Raw genomic sequence first — 16,007 nt, forward strand, 5'->3', positions numbered from 1 at the left:
GGGGGTACGTCGTTCGCTCACTGGGGCAGTTTAGGCAACAGGCCGGAGGCGGCGTTGTCGCCGACGCCGTACTGCCCGGCTTTCTTCTCGACGAGTTGCTGCACCAGGGCGAGGCTGGTGACGACCTGACCCTGCACGGTGTTGGCGTTGTCGACCGTGGAGATGGTCTGGGCGAGCACCGGGTCGCCGCGCACCACACCGACGAGGTTGCCGCCGACCGACCCGTTCCCGGCCACCACGATCGAACCGGTGCGGTCGAACTGCTCCGCGACGTTGACCACCGACTCGTCCCGCTTGTCGGAGTCCTTGTCGACGTACGGCTGGCCGCTGATCACGACGACCGCCTCCGCCGAGGCGGTCACCTTGTTGCTGTCGGTGGTCAGGTAACCGGCGTTGTTGTAGGCGGCGAGCACCGCCCGCCGGTCGGCGTCGCTGACCGGTGTGACGCCCTGGGGCCGGTCCAGCAGGACGCTGGCGAGGAGCGCGCTCGAGGTCTCCACCCCGTGCCCGTTGCCGGGCAGGCCGGTGGTCTGCGCGGTCGGGCGGGCGGCGGTGACGGCCAACTCCAGCAGGTTGGAGTTGTTGTCCGGGTTGATGAACTTGTCCTGTAGGTCGACCTGTCCGGTGATGGTGGCCCCGGCGAGCTGGAGCTTCTTCAGCACGGCCTCGGTGTGGTCGCGGCCGGTGGGCAGGCTGAGCACCACGACCCGACGCCCGGTGAGGGTGCCGGGGAGGAGGAGCTGAGCGGTCTCCTCGGCGAAGTCTTCCTCGAGCGCGAGTTGCTTCTCCATGTTGCTGACCGTCTGACGCCAGTGCTGGTTGTCCTTGCGCAGCCCGGTGACCTGTCCCTCGAGGGAGTCGGCGACCGGGCCGTTGAGGGCGGCTGTGCCGACCACCAGACCGATCGCCAGAGCCAGGAAGACCGCGGTGAGGGACACCACGTGGTAGCGGAAGTTGATCACGCTTGCAGCCTCTTGATCGGTCGGGAACTAGAAGAGCCGGTACAGCTGGAACACGAAATTGTCCCACCACTCGGCGACCACGCCCAGGTACGCCTTCCCGACTGTCGACACGGCCACCGCGGACGCCATCGCCGCGATGGCCGACAGCACGAGCAGCAGCAGCGACGACCCGGAGATGCTCTGCCGGTAGAGCCGACTCACGCCCTTGGCGTCGACAAGCTTGCCGCCGACCTTCAGCCGGGTCAGGAACGTCGAGGCCATCCCGCCGCGGCCCTTGTCGAGGAACTCGACCAGGGTGGCGTGGGTGCCGACCGCGACCAGCAGCGAGGCGCCCTTCTCATCGGCGAGCAGCATGGCCAGGTCCTCGCTCGTCGCCGCCGCCGGAAAGGTGATCGCCGGCACACCGAGACCGTTGACCCGGGGCAGGCCCGGCGCGCGCCCGTCCGGGTACGCGTGCACGATCACCTCGGCGCCGCAGCGCAGCACGTCGTCGGTGACCGAGTCCATGTCCCCGATGATCATGTCGGGGGTGTAGCCGGCCTCGACCAGCGCGTCCGCGCCTCCGTCCACGCCGATGAGCACCGGCTTGAACTCCCGGATGTACGGGCGCAGCACGTCCAGGTCGGCCTTGTAGTCGTAGCCACGCACCACGATCAGGCAGTGCCGACCCTGCATCTGCGTCTCGATGTCCGGCACACCGACACCGTCGAGCAGCAGGTCGCGTTCCTGGCGCAGGTAGTCCATCGTGTTGGCGGCGAACGCCTCCAACTGCACCGACAGACCCTCCCGGGCGTCGGCCATCGCCTTGGCGACCGACTCGGCGTCCTGAAGGCTGCCGTGGGCCACCGGCTCGTCACCGGCGAAGACCGTGTTGCCCTCGATGCGCACCTGGTCGCCCTCGCGGATCCGCTCGAAGACGCCCTCCCCCAGGTCGTCGAGGAGCGGAATGCCGGCGGCGATCAACACCTCCGGGCCGAGGTTCGGGTAACGGCCGGAGACCGACGGCTTGGCGTTGAGCACCGCCGCGACCCCGACGGCGACGAGCGAGTCGGCCGCCACCCGGTCCAGGTCCACATGGTCGATGACCGCGATGTCACCGGGGCGCAGCCGACCGACCAGGCGTTTCGTCCGCCGGTCTAGGCGCGCGGTGCCGAGGACTCTGCCCGGGTCGGAGTTCCGGTTCCGGCGCAACGTGGGTAGACGCATCGTGACCATCCTGGCATGTGAGGCAGGCTTTTCTGTCGCGACATGCCTGAGCAGGGCCGCCTACCCAGGGAAGCACACACCGGCACAAGCCGGTGTGCTTGCGCTCACAATACGCGGCGTCACAACCGCCTTTCCTTGGCGGCCACGGCCAGAAGCTCCTCGGCGTGAGCGATACCCAGATCCGAATCGGGCAAACCTGCAAGCATGCGCGCCAACTCCCGTGCCCGCTCGGTGTCCTCCACCACCCGGACCCCGCTTGTCGTCACCGCCCCGCCGGTGTCCTTCGCCACCACCAGGTGCCGGTCGGCGAACGCGGCCACCTGCGGCAGGTGCGTGACGACCAACACCTGGTGACTGCGGGCCAACCGGGCCAACCGGCGGCCGATCTCCACCGCCGCCTGCCCGCCGACCCCCGCGTCGACCTCGTCGAAGACCAACGTGGGCGGGCCACCGGAACCGGCGAACACCACCTCGATGGCGAGCATCACCCGGGACAGCTCACCGCCGGAGGCACCGCGCTGCAACGGCAGCGACGGCGCACCCGGGTGGGCCAGCAACCGCAACTCCACCTCGTCACCACCGTCCGGGGTGACACCCACCTCGACGCCGTTGACCTCAAGCGTCGGCTCCGCCCGCCCGGCCGGCCGGGGCAGCACCGCCACCTCGATCCGCGCGTGCGGCATGGCCAGACCGGCCAGCTCGACGGTGACCTGATCGGCGAAACGGACCGCCGCCTCCTGCCGGGAGGTGGACACCCGCCCCGCCAGGTCGGCCACCTCGACGGCGAGCCGCTGACCCTCCCGGTCCAACTCGTCGAGCACATCGTCGGACATGTCCAGGTCGGACAGTCGGGTGCGGGCCCGATCGGCCCACGCGATCACCCCGTCCACGTCGTCGGCGTACTTACGGGTCAACGCGCGCAGCGCGGCCCGCCGCTCGTAGACGTGCTGCAACCGGGCCGGGTCCGCGTCCAACGTCGCCAGGTACGCCGACAGCTCGGCGGACACGTCGGTGACAAGCGTCGCCGCCTCCTCCAGGCGGGCCGCCAGCTCACCGAGCGCCGGATCCGTGCCGGACTGCGCCTCGAGCGTCCGCCGGGCGGTGCCGAGCAGCGCCGCCGCGTCCGGGGTCTCGTCGGCGACCTCCGCGCCGCCGGCCACGCACTGCTGGGCGATCTGCGCGGCCGTGCGCAGGCCCTCGGCGTGCTCCAGCCGCTGCGCCTCGGTCTTCAGCTCGTCGTCCTCACCGAGCTGCGGATCGACCCGGGTGATCTCGTCGAGACCCAACCGCAGAAGGTCGGCCTCCTGGTTGCGCTCGCGGGCGTTGCGCCGCCGGTCGGCCAGGTCGTCGACCACCCGACGCCACCGGGTGTACGCCTCCCGCAGCGCGTCGAGCAGCTTCTCGTGCGCGGGGCCGGCGAACCGGTCCAGTGCCGCCCGCTGCTCGGCCGGGCGCAGCAGCCGCAACTGGTCGGACTGACCGTGCACGGCGACCGCCTGCTCGCCGACCTCGCCGAGCATCGACACCGGCATGCTCCGGCCGCCGACGTGGGCGCGCGAGCGCCCCTCCACCGTCACCGTGCGGCTCAGCAGCACCGAGCCGTCCTCGTCGGGCTCGCCACCGGCCTCGGTGATCCGCGCGTGCACGGCGTCGGCGACCCGCCCGTGCAGCCGCAGCCGCCCCTCCACCACCGCCCGGCCGGGTTGGGCACGGACCCGCCCGGCGTCGGCCCGACCGCCGAAGAGCAGACCGAGGCCGGTGACCACCATCGTCTTGCCGGCACCGGTCTCGCCGGTGATGACGTTCATGCCGCCGGTCAACGGCAGCGTGGTGTCCTCGATGACGCCCAGTCCGGTGATGCGCAGCTCGTCCAGCACAGCCACCGACAGTAGACGCGAGGCACGACAATTGACCAGCCGACGGGCCCGGGTTCGGCCCGTACCCGGCCGACGTACAGTTCTGCCCCGTGTTGGACGTGATCGGCCTGACCCCGGCTGAGGAGGAGCTCTACCGCTGCCTGCTCCAGCTCACCACGGCCCGCATCGACGAGTTGGCCCGTCGCCTGCACCGCCCCCGCGAGCAGGTCGTCGCGCAGGTCGAGGCGCTGCGCGGCAAGGGCCTCGTGCAGCGCAGCGACAACGACCCGGACGCCCCGCTGCGCCCGACCGCCCCGGACGTCGCCCTCGGCGCGACGCTGCTGCGCCGCCAGGAGGACCTGGAGACGGCCCGCCGACTGGTCACCCAACTGGCCGAGGAGTACCGCTCCGGACTGCGCCGACACCACGTCGACCACCTCGTGGAGGTGATCACCGGCGCCCGGGTTCTGCGCGACCGCCTCCGCGACCTGCAGAACTCCGCGCGTACCGAGGTGCTCTGGTTCTGCCGGGCCAACCCCCTGGCCATGGCCGGCCCGGAGAACGTCGAGGAGTTCGACGCGTTGGCCCGTGGGGTCAGCTACCGGGCCATCTACGAGCGTGACCTGCTGCTGGAGCAGGGCGCGTTGGCCGACCTGGCCAAGGGCGTCGCCGCCGGTGAGCAGGCCCGCGTCCTGGACCGGCTGCCGGTCCGACTGGCCATCGTGGACGCCCGCACGGCCATCTGCCCGCTGGTGCCGGACCTCGCCGGCGGCGAGCCGAGCGCCGCTGTGATCGGCCGTAGCCAACTGCTCGACGCCCTGCTCGCCCTCTTCGAGAGCCACTGGCGGGTGGCCACCCGGCTCCGGCTCGACGACCCCCTCACCGCCGCGACGCCGGAGACGCGACGCCCGGAACCCGAGGACCGTCCCGGCGACGGTTACCAACCCGACGCCGACGAGGCCCGACTGCTGTCGCTGTTCGTGGCGGGCGTACCGGACAAGTCCATCGCCTCCCAGCTCGGGGTGAGCCGACGGACCGTGCAACGCCGCATCGCCGACCTGATGGCGGCCGCCGGCGTGGACACCCGGCCCGGGTTGGCGTTCCAGGTGGCCCGACGCGGCTGGCTCTGACGCCGAAGGGGTCCACCGTCAGCCGACGGTGGACCCCTCCACCGGACGGGGCGGGGCGCCCAGTCGCCCCGCCCCACTCCGGTCAGCGCAGCCCGTACGCCTGGAGCACCGTCTGGTCGACGGTGTTCCCGGCCCGGTCGGTGGCGTGCACCCGCAGCGACACCGTTCCGCGCCCCGCCGGCACGGTGGCGGTGTACCGGGTACCCGACCCCACGGTCCGCGCGTTACGCCAGGTGACGCCCCCATCGAAGGAGACCTGCACCCGGACGCTGGTTCCGGTCGGCGCGGGCACCCCGGCCGGCTGGCGCAGGGTCAGCCCCACCTGGTGCGACCCCGTGCCGCGTACCGTGCCGTGCAGGTCGGCCGGCACCCGGTAGTCCACCTGCAGCAGCGGCAACGGCCTGGCCGTGTCACCCACCGGCCGGGCCGACGTGAACTCCCACGCCGTGTCGGTCCGGGTGCCGTAACGCCAGTCGGCCGACGACCGCCCGGTCGTCACGTCCAGCCGGTAGCGGGCAGCCCCCGCGGTCGTGGGCACCGACGCCCACCCGTCGGAAAGGTCCGCGATCTGCTGCCCGTCGCGGCTGACCCGCACCCGCACGCTGTCCGACTCCTCGCTGGTGCCGGCCACGCTGACGTGCCCGCCGGCGTCGACGAACTCGGGCACCCGCAGGTCCAGGCTGTCACCGCTGCGGCTGGGCACCGGCGCACCACTGACCGGAACGGCCGGACGGACCACCGGCGCGTGCCAGGTCTCGGTCACCCGGTCGTCGGCGGCATACCGCCGCGGCTGCTCGGTCAGACCGCCGGTCAACTGCCCCCACTGCATGAACATCGACTTGTGCAGCACCCGGTGCTGCCACCAGCTGTCCCCGGCACTGACCAACTCCTGCCGGATGGTGCCGTTACGGACCAGCCGCTGGTCGTCGTTCCAGGCGTACGTCTGCCACGGACGCCAGCCGAAGCGCTCCTCGGTGGCCCACCCCGCGCCCATGTCGCCGTAGCTCGCGGTCACCTCCGCGGTGTTCTTCGCGGTCACCGTGTGCACGACCCGCTCCGGCACCCGACCCTTCGACACCTGCCACACGTCGTACAGGTAGGGGCTGTCCACGGTCAACGTCAGGTCCAGCGTCGCCCGGCCCTTACGCGCCGCCGCGATCAGCCGCTGCCCGTCGTCGTACGCCACCGCCATCGCCGGGATCGGCAGCCGCTCCCCGGCGGGCCGCCACACCGTCCACGCGCTCTGGTCCTGCGGACGGACGATCAGCACCGCGGCGGCGCCGGCAGCCGCGGCGGCCGCGACCTGCTCCTCCTCGGAGCGGTTCGGATCGGTGGCGAGGAGCGCGGCGGCGCCCCGCACCCGGGTCAGCTCGGCGGGCGTTCCGGCACCGGCCCAGACCAGCGGCAGCTTGCGCCGACCGGTCGGCGCCGGTGAGCTTCCCAGGAGGTTGATGTCCGACGGACCGGACACCCCGCTGATCGTCGCGTCCACCATCGGCGCGACAAGCTGCCAGCGCGAGGCGAACTCGAACTCACCCTCACGCACCTGCCGGGTCGGCGTGACGTTCACCTGCTGGACGGTGCTGTAGGCCATCACCCCGTGGTCGATCTGCCGGCCGTTGCCCAACACCCGGTGCACGTACCAGCTGAGCGTGGCCCGCTGCTCGCTGGGCTTCGGCGTCTCGACCCGTACCGGCGTGCCCCGGCGGGCGTCGAGAACCACGGTCAGGTCCCGGTCGACGACCAGCTCCGGCTCGACGGTCTGGGTCATCTGCTCGTCCAGCGGGGCACCGTGCTCGACCAGAGCGGTCAGCAGGTACGTGCCCTCCTCGACCTGGAGGGTGCCCTCGCCGGGCCACCAGCCCCAGTAGTCCGACTCGGGCTGCTCACCGAAGAGGGTCAGCGCCGGCGAGAGCGCCAACTGACCCTGCCGGCCCAACACCTTCACGGTGACCTCGTGCAGCGGGCCGCTGACGGTGAGCCCGACCGGCGTGCGCACCACCACCCCGTCCGTCCCGGTCGCCACCAACCAACCACCGTGCGGGCCCCGGGCCAGCTTCGCCGGGTCGGCCCGCAGCGGCACCGCCACGCTGCCACCCGCCGGCACGGTCACCGTGCCGGAGCCGACCGCCACCCCGTCGCTCTCGGCCGCACCGCTGTCCATGTTGCGCAGGTCCAGGGCGAGCCGCAGGGTCTGCGCGACGCTCGTGCCGTTGGTGTACGTCACGGTCCGCTCGACCGCCGCGCCGCCGGTGGAGATCCGGCCGAAGTCGGCGGTGGCCGAGGCGTACACCCGCTGCCCGAGCGCCCGCGCCACGTCGACCCGGCCGGCGCCCTGCTCGAAGACGGTGAGCGCCGGGTTCGCCTTCGTGGTGCTCACCAGCGCGTCCTTGAGCTTCCCGGCGGTCCAGTCGGGGTGTTCCTGGGCGAGGATCGCCGCTGCCCCCGACACGTGCGGCGTGGCCATCGAGGTGCCCGACGCCGTCGTGTAGGCGTCGCCCACCGGCGTACCCATGGTGGTGCCGGCAGCCCGCGCGGCGACGATGCCGACGCCGGGCGCGGTGATCTCCGGCTTGAGGCCGTTGTCGCCGAGCCGCGGACCACGGCTGGAGAACTCGGCCAGGTTGTCGTCGCGGTCCACCGCGCCGACGGTGAGCGCCGCCGCGGCCGCGCCGGGCGTACCGACGGTCCGCGCCGCGCCCGCGTTGCCGGCGGCCACCACGAACAGCGCCCCGGTCTCGGCGGACAGGTCGTTGACCGCCTGGCTCATCGGGTCGGTGCCGTCGGTCGGGTCACCGCCGAGACTCATGCTGACCACCTTCGCGCCGGAGTGGGCGGCCCACTCCATGCCCGCGATGATGGACGAGTCGTAGCCGGAGCCGCCATCGTCGAGGACCTTGCCGACCAGGAGCCGCGCACCGGGCGCGACGCCCTTGCGCAGCCCGTCGGACGCCGCCCCGCTGCCGGCGATGGTGGCCGCCACGTGGGTGCCGTGCCCGTGCCCGTCGCGGGCGCTGCCGCTACCGGAGAAGTCCTGCGCCTCAGCGATCCGACCGGCCAGGTCGGGGTGCGTGGCATCGACACCGGTGTCGAGCACCGCCACCGTCACACCGCTGCCGTCCCGCCCGGCGGCCCAGGCCGTCGGCGCGCCGATCTGCGGCACACTGTGCTCAAGCGTCGGCCGGACCTTCCCGTCCAACCACACCCGGGCGATGCCGCCACCCAGCCGGGGCGCGGCGGCAGTGGTCCGGGTGGTCGGCGTACCGGCGAGCGTGCTCCACAGACCACCGAGGTCACCCTTGCCGACCCGCAGCGCCGCACCGTTGATGCTCTCCAGGGCACGGGCGTCGGTGGCGCCGGCGAGAGGTCGCACCCGGCCGGCGGCCGGCTCCTGATACCGCACGATCAGCGGCAGGTTGCCCCGCGCGGTGTCGCCGTAACCGTCGGCGGCCAACCCCTGCACGTCGAACAGGTTGGCGTCGAGAACCCCGCTGGAGACGTACGGCAGGGCGTCGCTGGGCAACACCCGCAGCGAGCCGTCGACCTGCGTGGTCTGGAAGACGATCCGCTCGCGCCCGGGACCCGGGCGGACGGTGGCGGCCACCCGACCGGGCGCCGCCGTCACCAGGTCGACCTGGTCGCCGGTGATCAGGGTGATGCGGACAGGTGCGGCGTGCGGGGCGGGCGTGCCCGACGTCGGGCCGGTGGGCCGGGCGGGCGGGTCGGCGGACGCCGGTGCGGCGACGCCGACCACCAACGCGCCGACCGCGCCGACCGCGAGCCAGCGGGGGGACCAGTGCATGCGATGCGCTCCTCTACTCCTCCAGGCCCACCATCCAAAGATGAGAGCCGATCGGAGTCTGCGACGGAGCACATCGCCTGGTCACTAGTCACCCGCCGCCGCAGCGGCGACATGTCGCCAGGTGGACAACTCACGTCCACCGACGGTGTGTGCCACGGTCACCGGCGGCTGCCGCGCCAACCGTGCACGGGAAGGCCGAACTTGGCCACCAGCCGGTCGGTGAACGGACGGGGGCGCAACCGCACGATCCGCACCGGCAGAGCGCCCCGACGCACCGTCACCCGCGCACCGGGTGGCAGGTCGTAGACCCGCCGGCCGTCACAGGAGAGCACCGCGAGAGTGGTGAACGGGTCGACGGTGATCACGAACGTGGACGTCGGGGCGGTGACCAACGGGCGGCTGAACAACGCGTGAGCGCTGATCGGCACCAACAGCAGCGCCTCCACCTCCGGCCAGACCACCGGGCCGCCACCGGAGAACGCGTACGCGGTGGAGCCGGTGGGCGTCGCGCAGACGACACCGTCGCAGCCGTAGCGGGACAACGGCCGGCCGTCCACGTCGACGAGCAGCTCGAGCATCTGGGCCCGCTCGCCCTTCTCGATGCTGATCTCGTTGAGCGCCCACGACTCGATGGTCGGCCCGCCGTCGAACTCGGCGGTGACGTCCAGGGTGAGCCGCTCGTCGACCGTGTAGTTGCGCCCGACGACGTCCCGTACCGCGGTGTCCAGGTCGTCGATCTCCGCCTCCGCCAGGAAACCCACCTTGCCGAGGTTGATGCCGAGCAGCGGCGCCTTCGCCGGCCGGGCCAGCTCGGCGGCGCGCAGGAAGGTCCCGTCCCCGCCGAGCGCGAAGACGATCTCGGCGCCCTCGGCGGCCTGCGGACCGGCGACCGGCACCACACCGGGCAGGTCGAGGTCGTCAGCCTCGTCGGCGACCACCCGTACCTCGAAACCCGCGTCGATCAGGTCGGCCGCGACCGACCGGGCGTGCTCCGTGCTGCGCCGACGGCCGGTGTGGGTCACCAACAGCGCGGTCCGGCTCATCGGGTTGCCCGCCCGTCCTGGACCGGGCGGCGTCGCACCACCGTCGCCCGACTCCCGCCGCGTGTCGTCGCGGCGCCCTCGCTGCGCGCGTTCACCCTGCGACCTCCTCCGCCGCCACGCCCGGCACCTCACCGGCCGTCGTCGAGCCCTCCGGCCCGGCCGCCACCACGGCCCGCACCCGCTGCGGGTCGGCCGCTGGTGCGCCCCGGCGCAACCATACGAAGAACTCCACATTGCCGCTCGGCCCCGGCAGCGGACTGGCCGCCACGTCAGCCAACCCGAGACCGAGCCCCGCGGCCGCCGCGGCCACGTCCAACACCGCCTCGGCGCGCAACTCCGGGTCGCGGACCACACCGCCGGCGCCGACCCGCTCCTTGCCGACCTCGAACTGCGGCTTCACCATCAGCGCCAGGTCGCCGTCGTCGCGGGTGCAGCCGGCCAGCGCCGGCAACACCAGCCGCAGCGAGATGAACGACAGGTCGGCCACCGTCAGATCGACCGGCCCGCCGATCGCGTCCGCTTCGAGGGTACGGACATTCGTCCGCTCCAGAACACGAACCCGCTCGTTGGTACGCAGCGGCCAGGCGAGCTGCCCGTAGCCGACGTCCACGGCCACCACCTCGGCGGCGCCGGCGCGCAGCAGCACGTCGGTGAACCCACCCGTCGACGCTCCCGCGTCCAGGCACCGCCGCCCCGCGACGCGCAACCCACCGGGGGCGAACGCGGCAAGCGCGCCGGCGAGCTTGTGCCCGCCGCGGGAGACGTACTCCTCGGCCGGGTCCGCGCCGGTCACCAGGAGCGGGTCGGCGGGGTCGACCATCGCGGCCGCCTTCCGGGCGACCACGCCCCGCAGGTGGACCCGGCCGGCCTCCACCAACGCGGCGGCCTGCTCACGGGAGCGGGCCAGACCGCGGCGGACGAGTTCGGCGTCCAGCCGGTTACGACGTGCCATGGGTGGTTCTCCGGTCTGCTCAGGCCTGGTCGTCGCGCTCAGGTCTGGTCGATGGTGGCGAGGGTTTCCCGCAGGGTCTCGTAGGCCGCCTCGTACTGGGCGATCTGGTCGGCGGGAGCGAGCGTCGCCGCGTTCGCGATGGCCCGCACCGCGGCGTCCACCGCCGGGTGCCGCGGCTCGTCGTCTCCCAGGTCCGGCGGCGGCGCGGGGCGGGTAGCCGGCGGTGGACCGGGCCGGGCCGGGAACGACCCGCCGGGCGGTGGACCGGGCCGGGTCATTCGGCGTCGTCCGGGCGCTGCCTACGGACCGCTTTCTTGGCGGGCATCACCGCCGGCGTCGGGGCATCCTCGTCAGCGGTGCGGCTGACCGTCGCCGGCGGCTTCCTGGCGATTGCCTTCTTGGCGACCGCCTTCTTCGCCACGGCCTTCTTCGCCGCCGGCGCGGAGACCGGGGCACCGGCGGGGGCGTCGGACGGCACGAGACCGGAGCCGGGTCGCGCGGCGATGGTCGGGTCGGGCTGCGGCGTCGGGCCGCCGGCCGACTCGACGGACCGCGCCTCCCGCAACTGCCGTTCCAGGTCGTGCACCCGCCGGGTCAGCTCGGCCACCTCGTCGGCGGTGGCCAGACCGACCGCGCCGAGCGCCCGGTCGACCTCGAAACGGACCAGCTTGGTCAGCGCCTCCCGGTTGGCGGCGCCGGTGCTGACCAACTCCTCACCGAGGGCCTGGAGTTGGGCGGCGGTCGCACCGCCGGAGCCGACGAGGCGACGTGCCACGTCCTGGGCCCTCTTCCGGGGCGCCTCCGTGAGGCCCATGGCCAGTTCGAGGTAGGCGCGCCACGCGTCCTGCATGCCTGAGTCCTTCCACGGGGCGAGGTGTGCAGGTGTCACGCTACCGGGCACCCCGGACCGACCCGTGCGGTACGGTGCCGAGGACGGCGTGGCGATCACCGAGGGGGAGATGTGGCCAGCGTGGACGAGTGCCGGCAGGCGTTGCAGGAGCTGGCCGCCCGGTTGGACCGCAACGCCGAGACCGTGCGCGAACGAATCGACCTGGACCGGACGCTCGCCTGCCGGATCACCGACCTGGACACCGCGTTCCACGGCCGGATCACCGGCGGCCGACTGGTCGAGCTGACCGACGGCGACGACCCCAAGGCCAAGATCGCGCTGAGCACGTCAAGCGACGACCTGCTGGCCCTGGTGCGCGGCGACCTCGACGTCACCAGCGCGGTGACCTCCCGCCGGGTGTCGATCAAGGCCAACCCGTTCGACCTGCTGAAGTTGCGCAAGCTGCTCTGACGACCGCCGCCGGCTCACGCCGCCGCGGTCAGCCCGAGACTCTCCACCGCGTGGGCCGCATCCGGGCCCACCGGCCGGATCCTCGGCAGCGCCGGCACCGGCGCCGACCAGGCCACCGCGCAGAGCGCGGCCACCGCGTCCAGCGGTCGACCGGCCCCCGCCAACTCCAGCGTGCCGTCCCGGTCGGTCACGGACCAACCGCCGGCGTCCGCCGGGCCCGGGACCCGCACGACGGCAGCCGGGTCGAAGAGCCCCGCCAGGTCCTTCGCCACGTACGTGGGACGGCGCCGCGGCTCGGCGGCCAGCAGATCCGGTACGCCGTGCACGCCGGTGAGCACCAGCAGGCTGTCCAGCCCGGCCCGGCGGGCACCCTCGATGTCGGTGTCCAGCCGGTCACCCACCACCAGGCTCCGCCCACCGCCACTGCGCCGGGCGGCGGTCTCGAACAGCGCCGGCTCCGGCTTGCCGACCACCACGTCAGGGTCCCGCTCCAACGCCGTCCGCAGCACGGCGACGAGCGACCCGTTGCCGGGCAGTGGTCCCCGCCCACTGGGCAGGGTCCGATCGGTGTTGGTGGCGATCCAGATCGCACCCGCCCGCACCGCGATCGACGCTTCGGCCAGCTCGGCCCAGCCGACCTGCGGCCCGTACCCCTGGACCACCGCCGCCGGCTTCTCGTCGGCCTCGGTGACCGGGTTCAGACCAACCGCGCGCAGCTCCGCCCGCAGCGCCTCCGCGCCGACCACGAGCACCGACGCGCCGGCGGGCAGCCGGTCGCGCAGCAACTCGGCCGATGCGGCGGCGGAGGTCAGGACCTCCTCCGGCCGGGCCTGCACACCCATCCCGGTCAACAGGTCCGCGACCTCGCTGGACCGGCGGGACGCGTTGTTGGTGGCGTACGCCACCGCCCGTCCCTCGGCGTGCAGCCGGGCCACCGTCTCGACGGCGCCGGGGATCGGCCGGTCGATCAGGTAGATCACGCCGTCCAGGTCGAAGACGACGAGGGTGTACCCGTCGACCAGCCGCTCCCCCACGCCCGCGCTCACCGCCGCGTCGACCCTGACTCGTCGTCCCGGGCCGGCAGCACGGTCCCGTCGGCGTCCGCCGTGTTCCCGTCCGCCACGCTGCCGCCCGCCGTGTTGCTAGCTGCCGCGCTGCCGGACGTCACGCCGCTGTCGGCAGCGGTGTCCGCGTCGGCGTTGCCGCTCCCGCTCGGGTGACGGTCCTCGTCCTCGTCGTCGAAGCCTTCGTCGTCGGCGGGACGACCGACAGCGGCGTCCTCCTCGTCGTCGTCGAAGTCCTCGTCCTCGTCGTCGTCGTCTTCGTCGTCGTCGAAGTCTTCGTCGTCGTCCTCGTCGTCGTCACCGGCCAGGTCGGCGTCCGGTCGGGCCGGCACCGCGCCAGGAGCGCCCGGTCCGGCGGCGATCTCCTCGGTGGCCTCGTCCTCGTCGTCACCCTCGATGACCACGCCGTCGAGTTCGAGCAACCGCTCGGCGGCGTCCGTCTCGCCCTCGGTGTCCACGTCGGCGGCCCGGGAGAACCACTCACGTGCCTCCTCGCGCCGCCCCACCGCGAGCAGCGCGTCGGCGTACGCGTACCGCAGCCGGGCCGTCCACGGCACGGTCGCCTCGCTGGTGAGGTCCGGGACCTGGAGCATCGCGACCGCGGCGTCCTTCTGCCCGAGGTCACCGCGCGCCCCAGCGGCCACGATCAGCAGCTCGATGGCCACGGCCTGGTCCAGCTTCTCCCGGTCCGCGCCACGGAACAGGTCGATGGCGCGCTCCGGCCGGCCGAGAGCCCGCTCGCAGTCCGCGAGCACCGCCAGGTGGCTCTGCAACCCGCTCATCCGGTGGTACGTGCGCAGCTCGGCGATCGCCGACTGCCACTCCCCCGCGTGGTACGCGGCCAGGCCCACCGCCTCACGGACCGCAGCGATACGCGACGCGAGCCGCCGGGCGGCAAGCGCGTGCGCCAACGCCTCGGCCGGGTCCTCGTCGATCAGCTGCCCGGTGGCGACCAGGTGCCGGGCCACCGTCTCGGCGACCGGCTTGTTCAGCGAGAGCAGCTCGGCGCGGACGTCCTTGTCGAGGTCGGTCGCGACGATGTCGTCCGGCAGTGCCGGGGCCGAAGCACGCCCGCCCTCGAACGACTCGGAGCCACCCGCGCGGTCGTCGCGACGGAACTCCCCCTCGCGACGAGGCCGCTCGTCGGCCCGAGAACCGCCGGTGCGCTCGCCGCCCCGGTAACCACCGTCGCGGTCGCCGCCCCGGAAGCCACCCTCACGACGGTCACCGCCGCGGAAGCCACCCTCACGCGGCGGCCCAGACCGAGTACGGTCCCCGCCCTGGTAACCGCCCTCACGACGATCCCCACCACGGAAACCCCCCTCACGACGGTCACCGCCCCGGAAGCCACCATCGCGGTCACCGCCCCGGAAGCCACCCTCACGGGGAGCACCCGAGCGCGAACCATCACGGTCGCCACCCCGGAAGCCGCCCTCACGCGGCGGCCCGGACCGAGTACGGTCCCCGCCCTGGTAACCGCCCTCACGACGGTCCCCACCCCGGAAACCACCCTCACGGCGATCACCGCCCCGGAAACCACCGTCGCGGTCACCGCCGCGGAAGCCACCATCGCGCGGAGCACCCGAACGCGAACCGTCGCGGTCGCCGCCACGGAAGCCGCCCTCACGGCGATCGCCGCCCCGGAAGCCACCGTCGCGGTCGCCACCCCGGAAGCCACCCTCACGCGGCGGCCCGGACCGAGTACGGTCCCCGCCCTGGTAACCGCCCTCACGACGGTCCCCGCCGCGGAAGCCACCGTCACGGTCGCCACGGAAACCACCCTCGCGACGATCACCGCCACGGAAACCACCGTCGCGGTCACCGCCACGGAAACCACCCTCACGACGGTCACCGCCGCGGAAGCCACCGTCGCGGTCACCGCCACGGAAGCCACCCTCGCGCGGAGCACCCGAACGCGAACCGTCGCGGTCGCCGCCACGGAAGCCACCCTCACGACGATCACCGCCCCGGAAGCCACCGTCGCGGTCGCCACCACGGAAGCCACCCTCACGCGGCGGGCCGGACCGAGTGCGATCGCCGCCCTGGTAACCGCCCTCACGACGGTCCCCACCCCGGAAACCACCGTCACGGTCACCGCCACGGAAACCGCCCTCACGACGATCACCGCCCCGGAAACCACCGTCACGGTCACCACCACGGAAACCGCCCTCACGACGGTCGCCACCACGGAAACCGCCCTCGCGGTCCCCACCACGGAAGCCACCCTCACGGGGAGCACCGGACCGGTAGCCACCCTCGCGCGGAGCGCCGTCGCGGTCGCCGCCCCGGTAGCCACCCTCGCGGCGGTCGCCGCCGCGGTAGCCGCCCTCACGGGGGGCGCTGGAGCGCGAGCTGTCCCGGTCACCACCACGGGAGCCAGAATCGCGGCCGCCGGCGTATCCGCCTCGGGCGCCGCCGCTGTCGCGGTCTCCCCGGTACGGGGGTCGGTCTCGGTCATCGCGGCGCGGGCCGCGGTCGCGTCCGCCCGCACCGTCAGTACGGTCCTCGTAACGACGGGGACGATCTCCGCCCTGCGGTCCTGAACTCACAGGTACATCCTTCCTGATTGCGCCACCAATGGCGCTACGCAGTCGAGGGCCGACCCTCATGGGGCGGCCCTCGACTGGAAGATTGTCCGGCGGCGTCCTACTCTCCCACACCCTCACGAGTGCAGTACCATCGGCGCTGGAGG

General features: G+C 73.3%; 13 protein-coding genes. 3 read left to right on the forward strand and 10 right to left on the reverse strand.

What is annotated here, in order from left to right; all coding sequences use genetic code 11:
- Positions 1 to 17: 17 nt before the first annotated feature.
- The 3 genes from ACWER9_RS02030 to recN all read right to left on the reverse strand — a co-directional run bounded on the left by ACWER9_RS02030 (position 18) and on the right by recN (position 4,045).
- Positions 18 to 962: a copper transporter gene (locus ACWER9_RS02030; RefSeq protein ID WP_452300015.1), complete on the reverse strand. Its 945-nt coding sequence runs from the start codon at positions 960 to 962 to the stop codon at positions 18 to 20.
- Between the two features lie 27 nt (positions 963 to 989).
- Positions 990 to 2,168 carry a putative cytokinetic ring protein SteA gene (steA, locus tag ACWER9_RS02035; protein WP_452300016.1) on the reverse strand — a complete coding sequence of 393 codons (1,179 nt, stop codon included), beginning with the start codon at positions 2,166 to 2,168 and terminating at the stop codon, positions 990 to 992.
- Positions 2,169 to 2,287: 119 nt separating this feature from the next.
- Positions 2,288 to 4,045 carry a DNA repair protein RecN gene (gene recN / locus ACWER9_RS02040; RefSeq protein WP_452300017.1) on the reverse strand — a complete coding sequence of 586 codons (1,758 nt, stop codon included), beginning with the start codon at positions 4,043 to 4,045 and terminating at the stop codon, positions 2,288 to 2,290.
- An 89-nt stretch (positions 4,046 to 4,134) separates the two neighbouring features.
- Here recN and ACWER9_RS02045 point away from each other — a divergent pair, with 89 nt between their 5' ends.
- A complete protein-coding gene (locus ACWER9_RS02045; RefSeq protein WP_452300018.1) occupies positions 4,135 to 5,154 on the forward strand; it encodes a helix-turn-helix domain-containing protein in 1,020 nt (339 codons plus the stop codon).
- 82 nt (positions 5,155 to 5,236) lie between these two features.
- Here the strand turns inward: ACWER9_RS02045 and ACWER9_RS02050 are convergent, their stop codons facing one another.
- The 5 genes from ACWER9_RS02050 to ACWER9_RS02070 form a co-directional block, all read right to left on the reverse strand.
- Entirely contained in the window at positions 5,237 to 8,956 is a 3,720-nt protein-coding gene (locus ACWER9_RS02050) for a S8 family serine peptidase (RefSeq protein ID WP_452300019.1), read from the reverse strand.
- Between the two features lie 158 nt (positions 8,957 to 9,114).
- Positions 9,115 to 9,999, reverse strand: coding sequence for an NAD kinase (locus ACWER9_RS02055; protein ID WP_091407282.1), 885 nt, complete (start codon positions 9,997 to 9,999; stop codon positions 9,115 to 9,117).
- A 91-nt stretch (positions 10,000 to 10,090) separates the two neighbouring features.
- On the reverse strand, positions 10,091 to 10,951 hold the full coding sequence (locus ACWER9_RS02060) for a TlyA family RNA methyltransferase (RefSeq protein WP_452300020.1): 861 nt from the start codon (positions 10,949 to 10,951) through the stop codon (positions 10,091 to 10,093).
- A gap of 38 nt (positions 10,952 to 10,989) precedes the next feature.
- Positions 10,990 to 11,229 carry a hypothetical protein gene (locus ACWER9_RS02065; protein WP_452300021.1) on the reverse strand — a complete coding sequence of 80 codons (240 nt, stop codon included), beginning with the start codon at positions 11,227 to 11,229 and terminating at the stop codon, positions 10,990 to 10,992.
- Positions 11,226 to 11,801: a phasin family protein gene (locus tag ACWER9_RS02070; RefSeq protein ID WP_452300022.1), complete on the reverse strand. Its 576-nt coding sequence runs from the start codon at positions 11,799 to 11,801 to the stop codon at positions 11,226 to 11,228. Before ACWER9_RS02070 ends, ACWER9_RS02065 begins: the two co-directional genes overlap by 4 nt.
- A 111-nt stretch (positions 11,802 to 11,912) precedes the next feature.
- Here ACWER9_RS02070 and ACWER9_RS02075 point away from each other — a divergent pair, with 111 nt between their 5' ends.
- Positions 11,913 to 12,251, forward strand: a complete 339-nt coding sequence (locus ACWER9_RS02075; protein ID WP_088947517.1) for an SCP2 sterol-binding domain-containing protein — start codon at positions 11,913 to 11,915, stop codon at positions 12,249 to 12,251.
- 14 nt (positions 12,252 to 12,265) lie between these two features.
- On the opposite strand, the gene ACWER9_RS02080 is transcribed toward ACWER9_RS02075, so the two are convergent.
- Positions 12,266 to 13,297, reverse strand: a complete 1,032-nt coding sequence (locus ACWER9_RS02080; RefSeq protein ID WP_452300023.1) for an HAD-IIA family hydrolase — start codon at positions 13,295 to 13,297, stop codon at positions 12,266 to 12,268.
- On the reverse strand, positions 13,294 to 14,283 hold the full coding sequence (locus ACWER9_RS02085) for a tetratricopeptide repeat protein (RefSeq protein WP_452300024.1): 990 nt from the start codon (positions 14,281 to 14,283) through the stop codon (positions 13,294 to 13,296). Before ACWER9_RS02085 ends, ACWER9_RS02080 begins: the two co-directional genes overlap by 4 nt.
- Here ACWER9_RS02085 and ACWER9_RS02090 point away from each other — a divergent pair.
- The gene (locus ACWER9_RS02090; RefSeq protein WP_452300025.1) at positions 14,272 to 15,858 is read left to right on the forward strand and encodes a hypothetical protein; all 1,587 of its coding nucleotides are present in this window, start codon (positions 14,272 to 14,274) and stop codon (positions 15,856 to 15,858) included. The genes ACWER9_RS02085 and ACWER9_RS02090 overlap by 12 nt on opposite strands.
- Positions 15,859 to 16,007: the final 149 nt, after the last annotated feature.

It is taken from the genome of Micromonospora sp. NPDC003944 (assembly GCF_053605225.1).